The sequence below is a fragment of the Flavobacterium zepuense genome, from assembly GCF_007097145.1.
Lineage (GTDB): Bacteria > Bacteroidota > Bacteroidia > Flavobacteriales > Flavobacteriaceae > Flavobacterium > Flavobacterium zepuense.
This window is the reverse complement of record NZ_VJVZ01000001.1, coordinates 51432-73226: the sequence shown is the minus strand read 5'-3', so window position 1 is coordinate 73226 and position 21795 is coordinate 51432. Positions and strand designations below refer to the sequence as shown.

Annotated in this window: 21 protein-coding genes; 12 read left to right on the top strand and 9 right to left on the bottom strand. The window is 37.9% G+C overall.

All coding sequences use genetic code 11. The annotated features are described in order from the left end of the window. The first annotated feature begins 7 nt into the window (after positions 1-7). Complete coding sequence (locus tag FMM05_RS00350) at positions 8-871, top strand: SDR family oxidoreductase (protein WP_143371361.1); 864 nt, start codon at positions 8-10, stop codon at positions 869-871. A gap of 116 nt (positions 872-987) precedes the next feature. Here the strand turns inward: FMM05_RS00350 and FMM05_RS00345 are convergent, their stop codons facing one another. Together FMM05_RS00345 and FMM05_RS00340 are read right to left on the bottom strand one after the other, a co-directional pair. Then, a complete protein-coding gene (locus FMM05_RS00345) occupies positions 988-1740 on the bottom strand; it encodes an SDR family NAD(P)-dependent oxidoreductase (RefSeq protein WP_143371360.1) in 753 nt (250 codons plus the stop codon). A 78-nt stretch (positions 1741-1818) separates the two neighbouring features. Further along, entirely contained in the window at positions 1819-2769 is a 951-nt protein-coding gene (locus tag FMM05_RS00340; RefSeq protein ID WP_143371359.1) for a helix-turn-helix domain-containing protein, read from the bottom strand. A gap of 388 nt (positions 2770-3157) precedes the next feature. Here FMM05_RS00340 and FMM05_RS00335 point away from each other — a divergent pair, with 388 nt between their 5' ends. Together FMM05_RS00335 and FMM05_RS00330 are read left to right on the top strand one after the other, a co-directional pair. After that, positions 3158-4036: an SDR family NAD(P)-dependent oxidoreductase gene (locus FMM05_RS00335; protein WP_143371358.1), complete on the top strand. Its 879-nt coding sequence runs from the start codon at positions 3158-3160 to the stop codon at positions 4034-4036. 62 nt (positions 4037-4098) lie between these two features. Continuing rightward, entirely contained in the window at positions 4099-4908 is an 810-nt protein-coding gene (locus FMM05_RS00330; protein ID WP_143371357.1) for a helix-turn-helix domain-containing protein, read from the top strand. A gap of 139 nt (positions 4909-5047) precedes the next feature. On the opposite strand, the gene FMM05_RS00325 is transcribed toward FMM05_RS00330, so the two are convergent. After that, on the bottom strand, positions 5048-5590 hold the full coding sequence (locus FMM05_RS00325) for a VOC family protein (RefSeq protein WP_143371356.1): 543 nt from the start codon (positions 5588-5590) through the stop codon (positions 5048-5050). Positions 5591-5680: 90 nt separating this feature from the next. Then, positions 5681-6064: a nuclear transport factor 2 family protein gene (locus tag FMM05_RS00320; RefSeq protein WP_143371355.1), complete on the bottom strand. Its 384-nt coding sequence runs from the start codon at positions 6062-6064 to the stop codon at positions 5681-5683. Between the two features lie 158 nt (positions 6065-6222). On the opposite strand from FMM05_RS00320, the gene FMM05_RS00315 reads away from it, so the two are divergent. Continuing rightward, positions 6223-6837, top strand: a complete 615-nt coding sequence (locus FMM05_RS00315) for a TetR/AcrR family transcriptional regulator (protein WP_143371354.1) — start codon at positions 6223-6225, stop codon at positions 6835-6837. 17 nt (positions 6838-6854) lie between these two features. Further along, the gene (locus tag FMM05_RS00310; RefSeq protein WP_143371353.1) at positions 6855-7712 is read left to right on the top strand and encodes a sialate O-acetylesterase; all 858 of its coding nucleotides are present in this window, start codon (positions 6855-6857) and stop codon (positions 7710-7712) included. A gap of 486 nt (positions 7713-8198) precedes the next feature. Here the strand turns inward: FMM05_RS00310 and FMM05_RS00305 are convergent, their stop codons facing one another. From FMM05_RS00305 to FMM05_RS00295, 3 genes are all read right to left on the bottom strand, one after another. Next, entirely contained in the window at positions 8199-9065 is an 867-nt protein-coding gene (locus FMM05_RS00305) for a nuclear transport factor 2 family protein (RefSeq protein ID WP_185965472.1), read from the bottom strand. 80 nt (positions 9066-9145) lie between these two features. After that, the gene (locus tag FMM05_RS00300) at positions 9146-10024 is read right to left on the bottom strand and encodes an AraC family transcriptional regulator (RefSeq protein ID WP_143371352.1); all 879 of its coding nucleotides are present in this window, start codon (positions 10022-10024) and stop codon (positions 9146-9148) included. A 67-nt stretch (positions 10025-10091) separates the two neighbouring features. Next, positions 10092-10847, bottom strand: a complete 756-nt coding sequence (locus FMM05_RS00295) for an NADPH-dependent F420 reductase (protein ID WP_143371351.1) — start codon at positions 10845-10847, stop codon at positions 10092-10094. Positions 10848-11058: 211 nt separating this feature from the next. Between FMM05_RS00295 and FMM05_RS00290 the strand changes: the two genes are divergently transcribed. From FMM05_RS00290 to FMM05_RS00260, 7 genes are all read left to right on the top strand, one after another. Then, positions 11059-11406, top strand: coding sequence for a winged helix-turn-helix transcriptional regulator (locus tag FMM05_RS00290; RefSeq protein WP_143371350.1), 348 nt, complete (start codon positions 11059-11061; stop codon positions 11404-11406). 157 nt (positions 11407-11563) lie between these two features. Further along, the gene (locus FMM05_RS00285; RefSeq protein WP_143371349.1) at positions 11564-12460 is read left to right on the top strand and encodes a helix-turn-helix domain-containing protein; all 897 of its coding nucleotides are present in this window, start codon (positions 11564-11566) and stop codon (positions 12458-12460) included. Positions 12461-12530: 70 nt separating this feature from the next. Beyond that, on the top strand, positions 12531-13298 hold the full coding sequence (locus FMM05_RS00280) for an SDR family NAD(P)-dependent oxidoreductase (protein WP_143371348.1): 768 nt from the start codon (positions 12531-12533) through the stop codon (positions 13296-13298). 187 nt (positions 13299-13485) lie between these two features. Next, complete coding sequence (locus tag FMM05_RS00275) at positions 13486-13818, top strand: hypothetical protein (RefSeq protein WP_185965471.1); 333 nt, start codon at positions 13486-13488, stop codon at positions 13816-13818. Continuing rightward, positions 13790-14758, top strand: coding sequence for an MvdC/MvdD family ATP grasp protein (locus FMM05_RS00270; protein WP_143371347.1), 969 nt, complete (start codon positions 13790-13792; stop codon positions 14756-14758). The genes FMM05_RS00275 and FMM05_RS00270 overlap by 29 nt, the downstream gene beginning before the upstream one ends. Next, the gene (locus FMM05_RS00265; RefSeq protein ID WP_143371346.1) at positions 14718-15386 is read left to right on the top strand and encodes a hypothetical protein; all 669 of its coding nucleotides are present in this window, start codon (positions 14718-14720) and stop codon (positions 15384-15386) included. The genes FMM05_RS00270 and FMM05_RS00265 overlap by 41 nt, the downstream gene beginning before the upstream one ends. A 57-nt stretch (positions 15387-15443) precedes the next feature. Then, positions 15444-16604, top strand: coding sequence for a hypothetical protein (locus FMM05_RS00260; protein ID WP_143371345.1), 1161 nt, complete (start codon positions 15444-15446; stop codon positions 16602-16604). A gap of 309 nt (positions 16605-16913) precedes the next feature. On the opposite strand, the gene FMM05_RS00255 is transcribed toward FMM05_RS00260, so the two are convergent. After that, a complete protein-coding gene (locus tag FMM05_RS00255; protein ID WP_143371344.1) occupies positions 16914-20711 on the bottom strand; it encodes an nSTAND3 domain-containing NTPase in 3798 nt (1265 codons plus the stop codon). Between the two features lie 92 nt (positions 20712-20803). Further along, complete coding sequence (locus FMM05_RS00250; protein ID WP_143371343.1) at positions 20804-21769, bottom strand: DUF2971 domain-containing protein; 966 nt, start codon at positions 21767-21769, stop codon at positions 20804-20806. Positions 21770-21795 lie beyond the last annotated feature (26 nt).

Sequence of the window (21795 nt, the reverse complement as noted above, 5' to 3'; positions counted from 1 at the left end):
AAAAAAAATGAATAAGAAAGTCGTATTAATAACGGGAACAAATAGCGGGTTTGGATGGCTTACCGCGAATTCGGTAGCCGCTTTAGGGCATAAAGTTTATGCCACCATGAGAGATACCCAAGGCAAGAATGCTGATAAAGCAAAAGCCTTGTCACAGGTGGAAAATGTAACTGTTCTTGATGTTTCCTTGACTGATGAGACCAGTGTAAAAAATGCAATCGATACAATCATTTCCAATGAAGGGACAATTGATGTGTTGGTCAATAATGCAGGAGCAGGGATATTCGGTGTGGCTGAAAGCGCTACTACGGATGATGTACAGTGGATGTTGAATGTCAATGTTATTGCCCCATGGAGATTAATGAAACTGGCGTTGCCATTTATGCGTAAACAGTCTGAAGGTTTGATCATCAATGTTTCGAGCGGCTGGGGTAGATTCTCTCCTCCATTTTCAGCAGTGTACGGTGCATCAAAATTTGCTTTGGAAGGTCTAAGCGAAGGATTGCATTATGAAGCAAGACCGTTAGGAGTTGATGTTGCTATAATTCAGCCCGGTGCTTTTCCTACCGAAATGTCTCAAAAGATCCAAACTGGCTCTGACGCATCGGTTGCCGATAATTATCAGGCTATAGCGGAATTCCCAAATAAAATGTTTGCTGCTATTGGTCAAATATTTGAAGCTACCAATCCAAATCCACAGGATGTTGCCGATGCAGTTGTAAACTTGATCAATTTACCAAAAGGACAAAGGCCATTAAGGACAGTTGTTGACCCGTCCACGGGAGAAATCACTAAAAGGGCTAACGACGCTGTTAAAGCTGAATACGAAAATGTTTTAACGGCATTCGGACTGAAAGATCTTTTAAGTTAAACCGAGGTTCAAATGAATTGTCCCCCTGCATAAACTAAAGTTCTTAAAGGGGGGACAATTATGCGATGAAAGTCCCTGCTACTTTGGTTAGGGATTAAATGGTAATTCGATCATTATTACAAATTCATTCCACCAGTCATCTCTATACGCTGGCCATTGACCCAATTTGCGTCACCGCTACAAAGAAATGCTACCACACCGCCAATATCATCGGGTGTTGCCACGCGCCCAAGTGCGGTTATACTTGCCACATGTGTACGTATTTCCGGAGTATCTTCCATGGCCCCGCCCCCAAAAACAGCACCGGGCGCAACAACATTAGCCGTAATGCCACGTGCTCCCAGCTCAAGAGCCAAATACCTGGTATAGACATCTATGGCTCCTTTCATCATTGCATAAGCAGATACTCCCGGAAAGCTGACACGTGATGTGGCCGAAGAAATATTGATTATACGACCTCCGTCACGAAGATAACTTAAGGCTTTTTGTGTTAAGAAATAGACTCCTTTTATATGAATATTCATCATCTCGTCAAATTGTGCCACGGTCGTATCCAATATTGGAGATGTTAGGCTGGTTCCTGCATTATTGATCAGGAAGTCGATCCGGTCTGCACCGAAGGTATTCTGTAGTGCAGAATTGGCTTCTTTGAAAAAGTTTTCAAAGCTATTTGTGTCGGCTGTATTTAACTGAATTGCTACGGCTTTGCTACCGGTTGCTGCAATTTCAGCTATCGTTTTTTCAGCCTCATTTTTATTGCTGTGATAGGTTAATATAATATCGACACCTTTTTGTGCGAGCTTGATTGAAATGTCTTTGCCGATGCCCCTGCTTCCGCCGGTTACTAATGCGATTTTTTGAATTGCCATTGTACTTTTTTTATACTGATTATACAGTACAAAAGTCTGGGAAAAAAATGAGGCTCCGTTTGTTTTAAACAATCAGATTTATGTATAATTCAAAGATTTTAATTGGCTTCGGAAAGCTCCAGGTGAAAGAGATGACTGCTTTTTAAAGAAATGTGCAAAATGTGAGAAATCTGAAAAGCCAAGGCTTTCAGCGATTTCCGATATAGGCCAATTCGTCTGGCGCAATAGCGTTTTAGCTTCCTGAAGAATTCTTCCAGTTATTAATTCTGTTGTGGTAAGGCCAGTGGTATCTTTAAGTAATTTGTTCAAATGATTGACATGAACAGCGAGCTTATCGGCGAATTGTTTTGCAGTACGAAGGTCAATTCTTTGCTGTGGGTTTTCAATGGGGTATTGTTTTTCGAGCAACTCTAAAAAAAGGGATGTTAACCGTTCTGCCGCAGTATGGCCCGAATGCAATATTATTTTGGATTGCAATTTCTGCCCAAGGTGAATTAATTCCAGGGTGTAAGCGCGAAGAAGGTCATATTTATAGGCATAGTTTGAATAGATTTCGGCCTTCATGTTTTCAAAAATGTTTTGTATACGTTCCAAATCCTCAACTGAAAGTGTAAGAATAGGATTTTCTGGCGATTTAAAGATTGGCGTTTCATCGAGGGATAATCCGCTTCTGCTTGGATGAAGGAATTCTGCTGTAAATACGCAGAAAACGCCCGTCTGGATACCAACGGGTGTCCAATAAAAGGGACTTTTTGGAGTTGAGAAGATAAGGGACGGCTTTGAAATTTCAACGGTTCGATCAGGATACTCTGCTTTTGATTGCCCTGTTAGTAAGCTGATCTTGTAGAAGGCGCGGCAATCGTAGGGAATCGGCGGTTTCTCCGTTAAAGTCTGGGTAATCTGATTGAGGTTGAATATATTGAAATGACCCACTTCCTGCTGGATATCTTCAGGTAGTAGTACACTGAGATCAGAAGATAGGCCACTGGAAAGCCGCAGACATAATTCTTCAAAGGAGGTTGTGTCCATAAATTTATTTGTAAAAATCAAATATACTAAAGAAATTAGCTGCATAATAATTTTGACTGTCTAATTTAAAGCTATTAAGTATTGATTTAATAATTACTTTACTAGTTATCCAGCTTCACATTTGGAGATTCATTCAAGTCAATTTTTATCAATCTTTTAACAATTTTTATCAATATCAGCATGTGTCGTAAGACTTATTATTATTGATCCTGGTTGGCATTAGCATATTTTACTATATCCTAAAGCTTGATACCGATGAGATTATCGGTCAAAAAAATTGGCAGTCCATTTTACCAGACGTTTAAACAAAGTTAATTGGGACTTTTGAACAAACTTTGTTTAATACGAGTAGCCTACATTTGTTCCTGATTTTAGAAACAACAGGAAGATGAAAGAATTAAAAAATGTATTGATTACCGGGGCGGCAGGTGGTTTTGGGATGGCTATCATAGAAGCGTTACTTCAGGAAGATTATATTGTAGCAGGCGCTATGCGTGATCCAAAAGGCAGAAATAAAATGGCAGCAGATGCCTTAGAGCATAAAGGTGTATTTATAGTAGACATAGATGTTACCAGTGATGGCAGCGTTACACAAGGTGTAAACATAGCGGCAGCGCAAATGGGTAGTATAGACATCCTTGTTAACAATGCTGGGTTAGGCGCTGGAGGCATCCAGGAAGGTTTTACAGCCGATGATTGGAAGAAAGTGTTTGATGTCAATGTATTTGGCGTGCAACGCATGACCCGCGCCGTATTGCCTTTTATGAAAGAGCAGCAGCATGGACTTTTGATACTGATATCAAGTTTAAGCGCAAGGCTTTCAGTGCCTTTCCAAGGCCCTTACAGCCCCTCCAAATGGGCTGCCGAAGCATTAGCCGAAAGTTACCGGACAGAAGTATCTAACATGGGTATTGAATCCTGTATTGTTGAACCGGGAGCATTTCCCACACAATTTATCGGTTCTTTACTCAAGCCAAGCGAGAAGGAGCGCTCGTCTGATTACGGGACAATCAAAGATTTGCCTGATACCTTGTTAGCATCCATAGAAAGTGTTTTTGAAGCAAATCCCGATCAAAGCCTGGAATTACTTTCCAACGCGATCATTCAGCTTATAAAGATTCCCCACGGTACCCGTCCAATACGTACTGAAGTAGACAGGATGTTTATGGGAGAACTAGTGGCTCCATTAAACAGGCAGTTAGAAGAGGCTAATAAAAAAGTGTACGAGGCTTTTCAGATGGAGCATCTTACAAAGGTCAAAAATTAATTTCCGGAGAATAACTAACCTTCTATTAGTTATTCTCTTCCTGCGTTTTTGTAAATTTATACATGCAAAACAAATTACAGAATCCTTCGACTGAAGTTGTATTAGCTTGCCTGGAGGAAAAATATTTACGAAATGAAGTAATGCTGGATGATCATTGTTTCGTCAGGATTATTTCCGGCGAGGTAAAAATAGTATCATTTGAAACCAGCCAGGTATTTGGCCCTGGGGATACTATGTTTTTTCCACGCCGTCAGCTCTCTACTATAATCCAGTATCCTAAGGATGACCAAGCCTATAAGTGCGTCTTAATTATACTCAAAACAGACCGCTTAAAAGAGTATTATTCCCGTCATAAGGCTCACGAAACTACAGGATACCTACCAACTGTTAAAGCTTATGATAAGCATCCGCTTTTAGAAAGTTATTTTGCTTCTTTACTACCTTATTTTGAATTGTACGAAGAGCTGCCCGAAGAGCTTTTGGCGCTAAAGACTGATGAGGCCATAACTATTTTAAGAACGATTGATAAAAGTATCGATACATTTTTAGCCGATTTCTCAGAACGCGGTAAAATAGACCTGGCCGATTATATGGAAAAAAATTTTATGTTTAATATGCCTTTAGATAAATTCAGTTATCTGACCGGGCGAAGCCTTACAACCTTTAAACGTGATTTTTTCAAAATCTACGGTATGACGCCTCAGCGCTGGTTGACTGAGAGGCGTCTGAAATTAGCCCACTATCTACTTTCGAAAAATAAGCAAAAGCCGGTGGAAGTATACCGGGAAGCGGGCTTTGAGAATTTGTCCCATTTTTCATATGCATTTAAGAAGCAATTCGGCTTTGCGCCAAAAGAATATTTAAAGAATTAGGTAGCTATAAAAGGAAACTTTGCAGACTAGAAATATTTTCCATACGATACAGAATGCTAATTATACCAGTAAGCTCCCTTCATTATTTATATAAGCAAATGTTTCTATTTCTGAATACCGTTACGTCTTCGCATAAAGACTATTTACCTCCTTTCCACCTCCGCACTTTAGTTTGCGCTTCATAAGGCATTCCGTCGGGATAGGTAATAAACTCAACACAACTTCCCCAAGGTGTTATACCATAGCAGAACAAATTGGTTTCTCCAGTTTCCAAAGGAAATAAAAGAGGTTTTGGTTCAGATAAAACTTTTCCACCTGCTGTTGCAAACTTTTCAAGCGATACTAAAATATTGTCTGTATAAACCGCAAAATGCTGCAATCCCAAGTCGCTGGATTTTACGGATTCTCTTTGGCCATTGACATGAATTTCAAACAATTCTATGTTAATCCCATTGCCTATTTTAATCATTCGACAGGAATGAAGTTTCGCATGTGATGCCAAGTTTAAGGTAGTTGCTTCTATGCCTTCCACCTCTAAAGGCGGTTGTTCTTTACTATACGATTCATATATTACTTCTGCCTCAAACGCGTGCTGAAGGAAAACGGTTGCTGTATCTATATCAGGGACATTAATCCCAATGTGGTCTATACCTGAAATGGCGGTGGTTTTTTGATTCTCCATAATTAAATATTGTATTCGATTGAAAAATATTGAAGTGAGTAGTATCCCTGTATCCGAAACCATAGAATAAACAGAGCAAGGCTGTCTATACTAAAATAACCCGTTATCATTTTGTGACTGCTGCTCAATAACTTGCAGGACATCCCAATGTTCTACGATCTTACCTTCAGCATCAAAACGGAATATATCTATTCCAGCATAGTCAGAGTCATCAGGCCAGTGTTGAAAGCAGTGAAGTACCACTAAATTATCTTCTGCGATAACACGTTTAATTGTAACATGTTTCCCGGGATAGTCAACTGCCATCCGCTCGAAGTAAGCAATGAAGCCATCTTTTCCGTCAGCAACATGCGGATTATGCTGGATGTAGGTGTCACCCGCATATAATGCAATTGCTTCTGCCGGACGGCAATCATTGAACATAAGTTCATAAAATGCAACCGCAGTAAGTTTGTTTTTTTCTGTGTGGGCCATATTTTAAACGTGAGTTCTACGTGTATTTAGTGATAGATTTTTAAGGGTTTACATTCTACACACCTCTCTTTAACTTTATGCTGAAATTCAAATTAAAAATAACAAAATTAATTTTATTATTAAATGATTATTCATTTAATTTTGAGTGATTATTTAGTATGAGGACAAGAGACGTTAATAAGGAGCAGTTAGTAAGGCAGAAAGCCATAGAAATTATTGTCAAAGATGGTTTGGAAGGCTTCACAATCAATAAACTGGCGAAAGCCTGTGGTGTATCTGTGGGTACACCATACGTATATTATAAAGACAAGGACGACCTGATTGTGAAAATTGTGCTCGAGGAAGGTGCGAAAATGGAAGTAGCAATGAATAAGAATTTCGATCTGGAAGCAAGTCTTGAAGAAGGTTTAAGAGTACAATGGAGAAATCGATTTGATTATATGATGGAAAATCCTGGACTGGGACAGTTCTTCGACCAGATAAGCAGTTCATCGTACCATCAGCAATTCCTTGAAATGTTTAATAACGACTCAGCAGGATTTCTGGCAAATTTCAAACAGAATATGGGCCGGTTTATAGACGTTAATGTGAAACGTGGAGAAATGATTGACCTGCCTATCGAGGTATACTGGTCTATTGCATTTGGCCCGTTATATACCTTAATGCGTTTTCACCAGCGGAATCAAAGTATAACCGGCGCCCCGTTCGAAATCAATGAAGACTTTATATGGTTAGCTTTTGACAGGGTAATAAAGTCATTAAAAATAAGCTGATAAAAAATACAAAATAAATGATAAATTCCTTCTTAATGATCGGTCAGTCTAATATGGCGGGTCGCGGGTACCTTGAGGATGTTAAACAGATTTACGATGAGCAAATTAAAATGCTTGTAAACGGACGCTGGCAGACAATGACAGAACCCATAAATTTTGACCGATCGACAGCGGGTATCGGGCTTGCTGCGTCTTTTGCAGGATGTTGGAGATTAAATAATGAGAATGAGCAAATTGGTCTTATCCCATGTGCTGATGGGGGGTCGAGCCTTGACGACTGGAAAGTTGGCGGCGCTCTTTTCGAAAATGCTGTGTTCCAAGCAAAGGCAGCCAAGCAAATCAGCACATTAAGCGGAATTTTATGGCATCAGGGTGAAAATGATAGTTTTGCCGGGCGTTCTGCTGAGTATTATGATAAATTGGATGTTATTGTTGATGCCTTTCGTCATGAGTTAAATGTACCTGAAGTTCCTTTTATAACAGGCGGTCTGGGTGACTTTTTAAGTAGTGGCCGATACGGTAACTATTTTACAGAATTTAAGGAGGTCAATCAGGCGCTTCAGAAATTTGCTAAAACCAGGGCCAATTGTTATTTTGTAACTGCAACAGGACTGGCAGCTAACGGAGATGGCCTTCATTTTAACGCTGTGTCGCAACGAAAATTTGGCATCCGGTATTTTGAAGCATTCAATAAAAAGCAAACCGTCATTATGCCACCCGATAATGAAAATGAGTTGGTAACTATAATTCAGGACAGGCCGCTCACACCAACCGAGAAAATAGCCCAATTAGAGATTAGCTTCGCGCGGGGTAAATTATCATTAGACGATCTTGAGCGGGAGCTAATTTTAATAAATACCAGCTTGAAATCCTGATTGAAATCGCACTACACTAAAATTGAACTCAGGTTAAAGCTTGTCAATTATATAGCCCCAACGGGACAAATGTCGAACCTTTTTGCCGAGGACTTGGATAGACTGGCCCAACTCGTTGCTTAACAATATTAAGTTACACCATCGGGAGTCAAGGGATGGATACTGAGCGATACTGTATGCAGGTTGCGCTTGCTTAACATGGAATCCCTAGTCGTTCCATAGAAATTGGTTTTGATCTGCTTCCAGCCATGCTCATGCCCTCGGGGTGAATAAAGGTAATACTTTCACGTGCTGACCAGATACCTCTGGCCAGCGTAGTATCAGCAAGATCAATCGACTGGCAGTATGAGCGTACCAACTGGTGAATTTCAGTCGTGTCGCTTAATAGGGAGCTTTGATCTACGGTCTTAGCCTGGCTATAACCAGATAAGGCAGCCATTACGAGAATGGCTGCCATTATATTTTTGAATGCGGGAATCACTGTGATTAAAAATTAAATTTTCCGTTGTTGTTTTTCCATTCGGCTTGGGGTTCAATAGTTTCAATCACATCCCAGTGTTCGGCAATCTTACCGTTCTCTACACGGAAGAGATCATAAAACGAGGAATGTTTACCGCCTAGATGCCCTTCACTTACAACGAGGACAAAATTGCCTTCACCCAGTACTTGGTGGATAGTATCATACTTCATGGTAATGCCAGCTTTTGCCATTTCGCCTAATGCTTTCCCAAGGCCTGACAGCTGGTCTGGAATAAGTGGATTATGCTGAATGTAGTTGTCACCGTTGAAATAACCGGTAAGCTTATCCATTTTGCCATTGACCAAAATGTCATCCACGAAATTTCTGACCAATACTTTATTACTTGCAGTTTTATCCAGGTCAGTTACTTGGGTTGTACCATCAATCATAGTATGGCCGCTTGGATTGGTTGACTCAGGTTTTTCCTGAAGGTTATCCCAGTGCTCCACGACTTTGCCGTTCTCATAGCGGAAAATGTCAAATCCGATTTTTGGGCCAAAAAAGTTATAATCCGTGTGGGCAAAAACATAATTGCCGTCCTGGAAGACGCGGATCGTTTGCACTTTTGCTGAGCCTGCGGGTAAGGCCTGCAAAGCAGCGCCGAAGCCTGCCAGTCCGTCTGCAATTGCCAGGTTGTGCTGCTTATAGCTGTTGGCATTAATAATTGCAACTGGCGCTGCTGCACCTGTTTCAATGGCTTTTAGTAAATCTACTGTTTCTTGTTTGTAGTTCATCTTTTCCGCTTTTTTTGTTTTTACTTTTTCCTGAGCAGCACCATACTGGAGGGTTAGTACTGTCGATAACATAAATAGGGTATGCTTCAAATGCTTCATTTCTATGATATTTTGATAATACAAAGATGGCATGCAAAAGCCCGTGTAAAAAGGTAGAAAAGCGCCGTTAGATGATACTTTTAGGCAGATGTTTGAGCAGTTAGCTTTTCACGGAATTCTACTGGCGTAGAGCCGTTATGCTTCCGGAAATATTTAATAAAATTGGTAGGTTCCTCAAAGCCAAGCGCGTACCCGACCTCTTTGATCGTGTCATGCGTATGTGCCAGCATTCTTTTGGCTTCCAGCAGGATACGGTCGTCGATCATCTGCTTGGCCGTTTTCCCCAGCACTTTAGATGTAGCTTGGTTCAGTCGTTTTTCAGTAACACTTAGATTGGAAGCAAAATGACGAACCTGTTTGTGAGTTTTGTATTCCGATTCAATCAGGTCATTGAAAAGTAGTACATAGTCCAGGTCTGCACCTTTCCTGACTTCTTTATAACCTTGTTTACGTCTTTCTCTTTCCGCATGGAGCAAAAAGTTGTGCAGGTAACCCCTCAGTACATCTGCCTGGTAATGATCCGACGGATGGGAAACCTCGGTTTCCATCAGATCTAAGAGCACTGGAAAAACACAAGGACTTGGTAAACGTATAGCCGAGATCGTAAACAGGTCGTTAAATAGAATCGTCTCTTTTAAGAAGCGGACGTCGGCCTCGGTTCTACAGAAGAAAGTATCGGTAAACAATATGGCTTTTCCCTCGATATACGGCGAACGATCATAAACCTGGACAATGTCTTTTTTAAGAAAGAGAATGGTGTCTTCCTCGATTGGGAAAGGTTGAAAGTCCACCATGTGCGTCAGGTTTCCGGTTTTGAACCATATGATATGGTAAAAGGCTGTACGGTGCGGCTGAGTGAGTAAATCGCGGCTGCGGGCATACAGATCAACCAACGAAACAACCTCAAGTCCTAAAGGCAGGTCGTCCTTAAATTGGTGATTTATGATGTCTGATTTCAATGCTCTACTATATACTATCCAAATTTACCACTTATTTGTATCATGACAGCGTCTATATCTGGCTCTATTATGCGGTTTTGGGATTTTTAGGAAATAACGATCGATTGATTTCTATTGTTTCCTCATGCGAGGGTTGACTAGTACGTTCCATGAAAATTTTGATAACAGAATCCCTGATCTGAGGTGCAGCTTCCCTGTCACCATCTTTGAGGGCCTGTTTCAGCTCCGTTGCATTTAATTCTGTGCAATAAGCAGGCGTTCCAGGCTGGTGCCTCCATGAACTTTCCAGATCACCAGCGTCAACAACATCGAATCCTGCTTCATCTACGAGCCCAGATATAATTTCTTTGGCTTTAGCATCATCGCCTGATATGGCCATCGCTATACGCGTTGGTGCGCCATTGGGTTTGCCCCCGGATACCAGTGTTTCTGCCAATAACATATTAAAAGCTTTGATAACAGGGCAGCCTATTTGCTCAGACAGCCAGACACTTTCTGCTTTACCATATTTGATTTCTTCAATATCGGCATCACGAAACGGATAATAGTTAGAAGTATCAACCACGATAGTTTCCTGCGATACTTTATCGAATAGCGTTTTAGCCAGGCTCGGAATCGCAATGGTCGGTACGGAAATTATAATAATCTCTACATCTCTAACAAGGTCCTCTAACATCTTAGGCGAAGCTCCTAATTCGTCAGCGCGGTCTTCTAATTTTTTAAAATCCCCCGAATTGCTTACTGAAACCTGATGTCCCGCCAAAACCATTTTTTTAGCGATGGTACCTCCAATGGCACCTGTTCCAATTATTCCTATTTTCATTTATTTAATATTTAATGTCAAATTGGTTACTCGTTTATTTGCTACCGTGGTGATGCTTCTCTGGATGTTAGCCCGCAGATCAAACCTGCAACCTGCCTTCCGATTTTTTTAAGTCTGATTAAATTTAGCGTTATTGCAAAGCTACCTATATTTTGCTTTCCTTTGTATAGTCCTTTCCCAAAGGAAAGTGTAATTTTAATTAAAGGATTCTATGGCTCAGAAAAAAACACACTGCGATTGCTTAAATACAATAAAGCCGGTAAGGGATGCACTTGACGTAATAAATGGTAAATGGAAGCTACCTATTATCATTTCAGTGGGCGTCGGCAATGACCGGTTTACTGATATACAGGAAAGCATACCAGGGATAACCCCTAAAGTATTGGCTAAGGAACTTAAAGAACTTGAACAACACAAACTTCTTAAGCGCACTGTGCTGGGTGATTATCCCGTTAAGATCGTATATACCCTGGAAAAGTATGCCGATACTTTAACCCCCATAATCTATTCATTAAAAGATTGGGGTGTAAATCACAAGCAGGTTGTTTCCCAAGATTAGTACATCGATGACAGATATGCATACCCGGAGGTGAAACGTTGAAACGTTTCATTATTGCCCACTTTTGTATCATGATAGCTATTACTAATTAGCAGAAATTTGTACCAAATCAAATTAGCATCCGGACTTGCCGGACTCTTTTGTTAAATCCTGAAAAATGAAGCATTTCCTAAAAATCAGCGACCTGCATGAAGCCCTTGGTGTTAAACCGCCAGAACATCCGCTTTTCAGTGTGGTATATGGTGAACGCGACTCTTGTAACGGCAATGGTAAAGTTGAATTTTCCTCTGCATTTTATATCATCGGGTTCAAAAAGTTGAAATCCGGTAGCATGCTGTATGGGAAAACAAAATATGACCACGACCGCGGTTCCATGTCCTTTGTAAGGCCACAGCAGAAAGTGGTCTTTAAAAATGTCGAACTGGAGGAAAAAGGATTTCTGATCCTTATCCATGAGGACTACTTACCAGGAACGTCCCTATATAGCGAAATTAAGAAATATGGCTATTTCGATTACGAGGTGAACGAGGCTTTGCATCTTTCGCCTGGAGAAGAGGAGATCATTTGGAATTTGTACTTCAGCATTGAAAAAGAGTACTATAATAACACTGATGAACTCAGCAAGGCTATCATGATCAGTCATATTGACTCGATGCTTAAATATGCGCAACGGTTTTATAAAAGACAATTCATCCACAGAACAACGTTAACGGGGGCGACACTTACCAGGTTCAACGCTTTGCTTGCCGCTAATTTTGAAGAGCGAAAGCTGAAAAATACCGGGTTGCCTACGGTGACTTCACTTGCAGAAAAGATGCATATATCTCCCCGGTATTTAACTGACCTGCTTAAAGAGGAAACTGGTAAAACAGCGTTAGAACTTATTCACCTCTTTTTGATCGGTGAGGCAAAAAATATGCTAACAGGAGGCGATATGAACATATCGGAGATTTCCTCCTCGCTTGGTTTTGAGAATCCAACCTATTTTTCACGCCTGTTCAGAAAAGAAGTTGGCAGTACTCCTAATAATTTTAGGAACAGTTTATTGAACTAATACTGGTCATCTGCTCAGTATATCCATACTATTTATTAAAAGAATTTAACAATTATTAAAACATATAAAAATGTCAAACTATCAGAATAAAATAGCCTTAGTGACCGGTGCAAGCCGTGGACTGGGAAAAGATGCAGCTATACAATTAGCAAAAAAAGGATTTGATATCATCCTTACTTATCAAACCAAAAAAGAATTTGCGGATGAAGTGACAAAAGAAATTGAAACAATTGGGCAAAAAGCCTTTGCATTGCCTTTGGATATTTCCACAACATCTGGCTTTGACCATTTTATAAACTCAGTAAAAAACCTCTTAGAAAAGGAATTTTATAATGCCAAACTGGACGCGCTGGTTAATAATGCTGGTATTGGCATCAACGAACGCATTGAAACGATGACGGAAGAGATCCTTGATTCAATGACCAACATCCATTTTAAAGGGCCTTATTTCTTAACGCAGAAATTATTACCGTTGTTAAATGATGGAAGCAGTATTGTTAATACGTCTTCAGGCCTGGCAAGATTTTCATTTGAAGGATATTCTGCTTACGGCGCTATGAAAGCAGCAATCGATTCTTTATCAAAATATCAGGCGCTTGAATTGGGAAGCAGAAAAATAAGGGTCAACTCCATTGCTCCCGGTGCCATTGAAACGGATTTTGGCGGCGGCGCTGTCCGTGATATTTCCGACTTAAACAAACACTTAGCCTCAGAAACAGCTTTAGGAAGAGTGGGTTTGCCCGATGATATTGGTAGTGTGGTCGCGTTTCTTTGTTCAAATGATTCGAAATGGATCAATGCACAACGCATTGAAGTTTCAGGCGGATATAGAATATAATTTCCCTGAAAATAAAATAGAAAAACCCATTTGGAATTTTTCAAATGGGTTTTTTAGTATACTGAAGTGTGGATGAGGATGTAGTGTATTTGAAACTTACTACTAATAGACTGAAGTAAATTTTAATATTAGATTGTATTTCATTTATTTATTATCATTAATTTAGTAATATATAATCCTTATTACAATGAATAGACCTTTGATCTTTGATTATAAGACAATCCGCCAAGGCGATGGTAATGGCGTTGCTTTTCAATATGACGATGATGCTTCACTAAACATGATAACCATCAATGGGGTCAAGCAAAAATTCATCGAATCTGAGAGTAGCGCTGTTCAACTAGAAACTAAAACTAAAGTACATCAGGAGCAGGATGACGACAATTTTCTTTTAGAATTAAGTACAAAAACACTTACTAAAGTTGAACGAGATGATGAAAGATTTAGTTTGTTAGATCTGGATACAAAGACATTAATCAAGCAAGAAAGGGATGATGAGCATTTTAATTATTACCAATAAGAATGACATCACCAGTGATTTTATAGTTCAAGCCCTCTCCAACAAAGACGTCCCCTTTTACCGGTTAAATACTGACGAAATTGGTAATTCCATACAGCTGTCCTTTAATATCAAGGATAATCAATTTTTCATTTTCGATTCCAAAAAAGACGTCTCTATAGATCTTTTAAGAATTAGAGCGGTTTACTTCCGGCGCCCGGAAATTATAGTTCATTCGCAGGGTTTGTCTTCAGGCGAGATTAATTTTATCAAATCTGAGCTTTGGTTCACATTAGAGGCTTTGTACAAAATTTTAAATAAAGCCTTTTGGATCAATACCGTAGATGATATCCGTAGAGCTGAAAATAAAGTATACCAATTATTATTAGCGCAGGAAATTGGATTTGATATTCCAAATACTATTTTAACCAATAAACCTGAGAGCGCCAAAAAATTTTATGATTCAAATGATGCGAAATGTATTATAAAGCCAATTAAATCAGGACTAATAGCTGCCGAAATTGAAGAAGGTGTAATTTTCACAAGTGAATTGGAATTGGATGAAAGTAAGGCCGAAAGAGTTGCGCAATGTCCCGTTTATTTGCAAAATTTGATAACTAAAACCGCTGATTTAAGAATAACGGTGGTAGGCAATAAAATATTTGGCGCATTAATTCATTCGCAAGTTGGAGAAGAATCTTCAGTAGACTGGAGGAGAGCCAGCCATCCTTTGAAACACAGTGTAATAGATATCCCTGAGGACATCAAGCAAAAATGTCTCGCACTTACAAAAAAGCTAAATCTCAATTTCGGTGCTATTGATTTTATTTTAGACCAAAATCAAGAGTATGTTTTTTTAGAGATAAATCCAAACGGACAATGGGCGTGGATCGAAAGACAATTAAACTTTAATATATCAGATGAAATCACTTCGCTCCTGGTTGAAGAAAGCAGGTTATAATATAAGAGAATTTATATGGCCATTACTGGAACTTGAACCTGCTGTTACAAATGCCCCTGTTCAGGAATTTATTCTGGACGTTGATGATGAGAATTTAGACCAGGTTCTTAGCCTTGCTACAAAATTAAGTGAAAGCGAGGATGAACGACGGAAAGGTATCGAATCAAAAGCAGCCTTATTTATCAGTACAATAAGCGTTGCCAGTTCCATAGTTGTGGCAGCGAATGCTATGGTAATTTCAAATACCAATTATGGGTTGACAATCGTAATTTCGGTTTTTATTTCTTTCACTTTATCTATTTATGCTGCGCGTACTGTATGGTTTGCCGTTAGAGCATTAGAGAGAGGAAGCTATTCTGTTTTAGGCCCTTCTGAGATTAATTTTAAAGGTAACAAGCAAGAGTACCAAAAGCATCTAATTAACTGGCTAATTAAACGCAGAAATAATAACTTAAAAACTATCAATTCAAAAGTTGATAGCTTAACCATGTCGCAGGAATACTACAAGAGAGCAATTATTATTATTTGTATCTATTCATTTGAAATATTTTGCCAGTGCGTGTATAAGTATATGCTGACATATTATTTTAGTTGTTTTTTTATAACTCCGTTATTATCTCTATACTAAGCTTGCCCTCTCCTCCTTACTCATTCAAAGAATTGTGGTGGTTGAGAAGAACATCATTTGAAAAAGGAAAATCCTTCGTCAAAACCATTAATTGACGGGAAGCAGCATGTTCATTTATTGTATATTTACGTAATGCATGTAACATTACATAACAGTTTAAGCAAAGACACTTTCTTATTGCAATTCTATGGATGGATTGTAAGGGGCTTGTTATCTGACGTTGATAGGAAGGCAATCTATATTTTAATAAATAAAAACATAGAACGATTACAATTAATGCAAGATGATCTCAAATGGGATGGCAGGTATGATTTAGTCATAGATCAACAGGCAGAAACGCAACGTTTTGTTAGCGAAGCGAAAAAGAAACTTGAATTTAAACAGATTTGTGATGACAAAGACATCTCTGATTATATTAACAACAACCCTGACTTTACGGTTAAAGGAATTATTCTAAATGACTTAAGACATTTAGTAAATGTTGACAAAGCGCTTAAGAGAGGACATTTACTTCATGATGTTTATCATGGTTACCCGGAGCATTTCTATTTGTTTCAGGTAGATTGTATGGATTATATGCACTCAGCGGCTCATTTTTACAACGAAGGATATGATTACTATTATCAAAGGAAAACTATAAAGAATTACAGTGAAATAGACATTAATTCAATTCATTGGACAGAGCAAAAACGTATTCAACCAAGCGACGAAGTTTCATTCCGCAATTTTAGAGAGGCTCATATTAATTTAATTTTTTTTGTAGAAAGTTTCTTAAATTCAGTAGGTTACCATGCTTATCTTTCTGGAGCCGGTAAAAATGTGGATGAAGAAAATCAACTACGGGGTATTGAAAGTATCACGAGGAAAGGTTTTAAGAACTACTCAAATTTAAAACAACGAATTTCAAATATTTCCCGAATTGTAGGCGGTCAGGCTTTAGATTGCGATCAAGAACCTTTTAGTACGTACCTACAAACCAGTGTGGAACTGAGGAACCAGTATGTTCACTCTTCCGTAGATAAACCCAAAATTTACCAAACTTTAGAAAATTGGAAAGAGAAATGTGATAAAATGATTGATACGGAATGCATGGGTTTAATAAGGAAATTTTGGCAGGCATGTTACCCCACCCAACCTTTTCCGATCATTATCGCAAATGCTTTTGATGGTAATTCATTTAAAGGGCGCCCAGGTAAATTTTATGCCGAACAGGACTAAGTAACTGGCAATCTTTCAGAAACCTTAAAAAGCAATTTTCGTTGCTGATAGAGAAACTCGTTAATATTGTGTAAAAACCTTTGTAGTGTGTCAAACTATTTCTAAAAAGGTCGATATAAGATAAGTTTACACTTTACATGAGTTCTCATGGAATTCTACAGTCCAATTTCGTAGTATATCCAATAACTTTAAATTGAAACTATTAGCTATTACTAAATGTGCTTTCTCGATTAAGGCTACAATTTATTCCACTTTAATGACGCCTCTAGTTATATCCGTAGCGTCATTCGCTGAAGTTTAAATACTGTCCTAACCTCTTCCTAGAAAATCATGTTTACGTTCACTAACTGCGCTTTTTCTGCAATAATCAATTTCACTATTAATATAAATTTTATGTTCCAAAAATTCAATTTTAGGATTCATTTCTTCGACAACAAATTTTATTTGAGTCCAAATTCTTTCATTGATTTCACCCAGTATGGAATTACCATTGCGGATAATTGTACCTTGGTCGGTCCAATTAATCTTCCTGAATAAAGTTATGTCTTGGTTGTGTTCCAAGAAATGGCGGAATAGTGATTTAAAATTAGCTTGATATTTATTTTGGATAATTTTAAAACTAGCATTCATTTTCTTAGCATCCCGATTGTTTAAGCAGATATAATATTTAAAAAAACTAATTTTTTTATTAGTGTCGACTTCATCAGCGGTGAATTCTATCAAATGGTCCAAAATTCGTTCACCTGCAAATAAATACGATGGTTTAGGGACTATATGGTCGAAGACCATTGCAATATTACTTAGATAGTTAGGTAATTGCCAAAGGCAGGTAAGTTCATTGTACTGATCTCTTTCATACCATGATTTACTTGAGATCGACTGTATATACCTTTCTAAAAATTCTGGTTTTAGTTTCAAAATAAATGAGAGCTCATGACCCTCGTAGTCATATCTATCACTTGATAAACACAAATAAAGGTTTTCAGCGGTTTCAATTGAATTTAATATACTGAACTTCTTTTCAATGAAATCAGAATCCAATGACAAAGTTATGTTCTTCCTTTCTGCCTTGTCTATCAAAGTAGTAATAACGTGCTGTAAGAAGCTTGGATCAACAGCACAATAAAGATATGCATTCTTAAACGTTAAGTAAAATGTGCCCTCTATTTTATCAAATGTTCTTTTGTAGGATTGACAACGTTCATTTGTAATGTTCGATTGGTATAGCGAATTAAAGAATTCGATCCTAGTATATTGACTGATTTTAAAATCACCGGAAAATATTATTGCTTCCACCTTGTCAAGTAAATTGGGCGCGGTTTGCTGGACCGTAATAAAAAAGGTGTTGAGATCAATAATTTGATTAAAATACGGTTTAGTCACCAATACAGCGAAAAGTTCAAGAAACATCTTTTCATACTTCAGTATATTGCTCAAAAGGACTAGCGCGGCATCTTTAGGATGATAAAACTCCCAAATATTATGTGTAACACAGTCTCCCATTAAATCAAATAAAGGCAGATATTGTGCTGATGTATCGTAGTTAAAATTGGACAGAATCTCCTCTGCTTTTAGAAAATTGAACCTTGTGCGAAAGTCGTTATGGTTTTCATATTCTTCTCTGACAATTTCTCGGTTCCTTACTATGCTATAATCTAAAACCTTAAACCACCTGTATTCCTCCGTATCTACCTTTTTAAGATATTCGGAATAATACTTCGTGGTTTTTCCCCCTCTTGTCAGATCAATAATTAATTTATTAATAGTGAAAGTGTCTATAAAATTTTTAGGGTCAAAATGACGATCAAAAAGGGTCGCCAGGGCTTCCCAATCACTAGCTCTCAGTAAGTGATGATCATTTTGAGAAAGTCCATTTTTAATATTGTCTAAGGTATATAATGATAACAATCTGTAGTTATTAAAAATATTGCTAAAAGTTGTCCAATATATGGCCCGGATTGTTATAACTTTTTCAATCAGGGCATACGACACTTTTCCAACCTTGGCACCGTGGTAATTGACATGATGGAAAAATGTCGTTTTTAAAAAATTCGGAGCAAGCCTTAAAAATATATAGATGTGGATTGGATGTCCAGTCGCGACTCTGCTCGCTAATTCGATGGAGAAGAAATTTTCTTTCTCAAATCCTAAGCGTTCATCGTCAGCTGAAAACGCGATGTAGCCTGAAATTAACTCGATAAATAATTCAGCAACGTCCTGTTTTTTTTCAATGTAATCAAACATTAGGCTGAGGGACAGGGTAAAATTAGGATTAAAATCTTTGAGAAATTCGGATATTAGTTCAAAGAAGGAATCGTGATGATATCGCTCTATTTTTTTCCCCCCTTCAAAAATAAAGGCTTTTTGCGCAGCGTTACTATTTTCTACTTCGTTTAATAAAACTAAGGGTTCTTCTGTGGGGAGACACTGAATGGTTTTATATAAATAGTTTAATGTTTCGTCGGGCAGATAGGAATAAAATATTTTGAGAAAGTCAAATTCTGATTCGCCGTGCCTAATAATAGAATCAAATTTTTCTTGAACATAGGGTAGAAGTTTATTTTCAAAATCAATTTTGCCGAAAGTGTTCTGACCTTCGATTGCAGTAAATTTAATACGGCCGCTGTATGAAGGAAAAAATTGATCTAAAATAACACGGTAAGAAACTAATTTATCTTCAAGGAATACTTTATAAAATAAATAGCCTTCCAATATTTGATCTGTAAATTTGGCTGTTGTTTTATCTGAAAATACATCCACGATCTCATAAGTTTCCAATGCATATATTTTTGTCCAAAATTGATTTTCGTCAATATTGAATGCTGAAAATATTTTTTCGGAATCCTCCCTATTGTCACTATCAATAGTTCTAAAAAAAGAGAGAATACCTAATACTTTTAAATACTCAGGCTGCTTCAAAACAGGACTATCTCCCGATACCCTCTTATAGTATTCGTTATATATATTTATTACACTATCAAGGACGACGAGCTGTTTATCTTTGCAGGCAATTGCAGCCATAATCGCTAAACGTGCATTTCCCTTGGATAGTTGAATTATTTTTTTTTGGTAAGCACTGTCAACTATATTAAATGGTTCACTTGAAATAATTTTCAAGATTTCATATTCATTAAAGTCAGGTAAATAATAGGTATTATTACTGTACTCTTTCAGAGAAGGATATATTTGCTTATAAACATATTCTCTTACAGTTACCACGATCTTCAATTGCACATCACGTTCGGTAAACCACGTGAATATTTCCCTCAATAAATGAATGCTCTTGTTTACGTCATCAATAAATAGTAGCGTGTTTTTTGCTGTCCCAAGGTGATTTCTCAAATCATTTATAATAGGCAAGTCTTTATTAGATATACAAAAGCAACTATAATCCGGATGATCATGCCTGAATCGCTTCATTATTTCTATTGCTACTTTCGATTTCCCCACGCCTGATTTCCCGTTAATGATTGTAATCATATTGGCCTCTACGAGGGACTTGATTGCCTTTATTTCATTCTCCCTATGGTAAAATGGATTGGATAGCGGCGTAGCTATCCCACCTTTCTCATATTCGCTTACAAACTGCTCTAATGGTAGTATTTGGTAAGTGCCGATTGCGATTCCTAAATAATCTTTAGCCAAATAAGGATAGTACTTATAAATGTTATGGGCGATTGTAGTAAGGTTATATAATTTTAAAGGTACACCATAAGATTTCGTGAGATCCTTTAATTTTTGTTCAGTTTCTTCGTTCAGGTTGCTATTAAAGAACAGTACTACATATTCGATATCCTTGCAAGATATTGAGGTTTTTTTCGGATCAAAACAAGCCTCCAGGTCAGTAACAAGTTTATTATAAAAGGCTTTTTTTTCGGGGCAGTTCTTCTGTGTTGTATACTGAATAAAAATATGTTTACCATTTTTAAGCGTAATTCGCGTATCCGGAGTTCCTTTTGTAGACTTTTGTTTACCTTCCGACTGGCCTACAGGATTGATGCTTTCATAATCTTTTCCACCTTCAAAAAACAGATAGTGATCACCCAACCGGTGAAGAGCATCGCCATTCATGGCCATTAATCTCATTTCTATGGCCTCAATATTCATATTTTATGGAATTAATAAGCAAGTCGCTAAAGTTATTTGAAGTTTAAAAATACTAAATAAATTAGTCAACAGACTCTTGCCAAGCGTAATTTCTAATTTACTTTTTGAAATATAAGCTTATAGCAGTCATGAGCTGGTTTCGCTTGAAATACCTGAATCGCCTTTTTTTCGCAGATATCCATAATATCCTTCTTACGTTTTTGATCTATACGATATCCAAGAAAGACGCGGGATTGGCAGTTCATATTGTAATTTTTCTTAGGATAGGAACCTCCAATATTTATGATAAAACGCCATTCTTTTTCATATGACCATTCGCTTGATTTAGTAGATCCTGAGATTATGGAATATAGTGGATTAAAACCTGCGTGGCCTATTAGGTTTTGCATCAAATGCCCTGTGGCATCGTAGCGTTTATCCTGATAAATAATAGGATAAAGCAGCCTCCTGCGTATATCTTCCTGTGGCCAAAGTGTTGTGTCATATTCTACGCAAAAGCCCGTATGATAATCCGAGTAATGACTCCACATTAATAATTGTTCATGGGTCTCACAAAACGAACAGACTTTCATCTGCTCTTGCATAAAGTCAATTTTTGATTCCTGCAAAGCTATGTATTGCTCTTGCACAACTTCTGCTACAGCGGACTTGAAAATTTCAATCTCATTACTATCACGTCCTTCCTTTAGGAATGCATAATCAATTAGTATTTCAAGAGGGTTAAAAGCGCTCCGTGCCTCTTTTTTAACCTCATCAGGCACTGGAAAGCTTTTGGCAAAATGTGAAACAACGTCAAATCCCGCATCTCTATTTAAAGGAGCTTGCAATTGTTTAAAATCTATGTATTCCGCAAATTCAAATGGGTCATTATATTCTGATGGTTTATTCAACCATACTGTATCTGATTCCAAATTTTGTAGTGCGTAATCTGTAGCAGGCCTGTACTTATAAAGTTTACTTGGCAGATTCTCGTTTTTTAACTGCATTGCTTCATCTACCCGAAGGTCGAGCGGATTAACGCAATCCAGAAATTTAACATAATCAGTTTTCCAATTCAATGTGCTAAAATTTTATTATTTTCTTT

Bases quoted from the DNA above. Each gene is read 5' to 3' on its own strand.
- FMM05_RS00255 (WP_143371344.1), bottom strand. From the start codon at position 20,711: ATGAATATTGAGGCCATAGAAATGAGATTAATGGCCATGAATGGCGAT.
- FMM05_RS00335 (WP_143371358.1), top strand. From the start codon at position 3,158: ATGAAAGAATTAAAAAATGTATTGATTACCGGGGCGGCAGGTGGTTTT.
- FMM05_RS00320 (WP_143371355.1), bottom strand. From the start codon at position 6,064: ATGGCCCACACAGAAAAAAACAAACTTACTGCGGTTGCATTTTATGAA.
- FMM05_RS00315 (WP_143371354.1), top strand. From the start codon at position 6,223: ATGAGGACAAGAGACGTTAATAAGGAGCAGTTAGTAAGGCAGAAAGCC.
- FMM05_RS00290 (WP_143371350.1), top strand. From the start codon at position 11,059: ATGGCTCAGAAAAAAACACACTGCGATTGCTTAAATACAATAAAGCCG.
- FMM05_RS00350 (WP_143371361.1), top strand. From the start codon at position 8: ATGAATAAGAAAGTCGTATTAATAACGGGAACAAATAGCGGGTTTGGA.
- FMM05_RS00330 (WP_143371357.1), top strand. From the start codon at position 4,099: ATGCAAAACAAATTACAGAATCCTTCGACTGAAGTTGTATTAGCTTGC.
- FMM05_RS00295 (WP_143371351.1), bottom strand. From the start codon at position 10,847: ATGAAAATAGGAATAATTGGAACAGGTGCCATTGGAGGTACCATCGCT.
- FMM05_RS00345 (WP_143371360.1), bottom strand. From the start codon at position 1,740: ATGGCAATTCAAAAAATCGCATTAGTAACCGGCGGAAGCAGGGGCATC.
- FMM05_RS00325 (WP_143371356.1), bottom strand. From the start codon at position 5,590: ATGGAGAATCAAAAAACCACCGCCATTTCAGGTATAGACCACATTGGG.
- FMM05_RS00270 (WP_143371347.1), top strand. From the start codon at position 13,790: ATGATGAGCATTTTAATTATTACCAATAAGAATGACATCACCAGTGAT.
- FMM05_RS00310 (WP_143371353.1), top strand. From the start codon at position 6,855: ATGATAAATTCCTTCTTAATGATCGGTCAGTCTAATATGGCGGGTCGC.
- FMM05_RS00280 (WP_143371348.1), top strand. From the start codon at position 12,531: ATGTCAAACTATCAGAATAAAATAGCCTTAGTGACCGGTGCAAGCCGT.
- FMM05_RS00340 (WP_143371359.1), bottom strand. From the start codon at position 2,769: ATGGACACAACCTCCTTTGAAGAATTATGTCTGCGGCTTTCCAGTGGC.
- FMM05_RS00275 (WP_185965471.1), top strand. From the start codon at position 13,486: ATGAATAGACCTTTGATCTTTGATTATAAGACAATCCGCCAAGGCGAT.
- FMM05_RS00265 (WP_143371346.1), top strand. From the start codon at position 14,718: ATGAAATCACTTCGCTCCTGGTTGAAGAAAGCAGGTTATAATATAAGA.
- FMM05_RS00305 (WP_185965472.1), bottom strand. From the start codon at position 9,065: ATGAAGCATTTGAAGCATACCCTATTTATGTTATCGACAGTACTAACC.
- FMM05_RS00285 (WP_143371349.1), top strand. From the start codon at position 11,564: ATGAAGCATTTCCTAAAAATCAGCGACCTGCATGAAGCCCTTGGTGTT.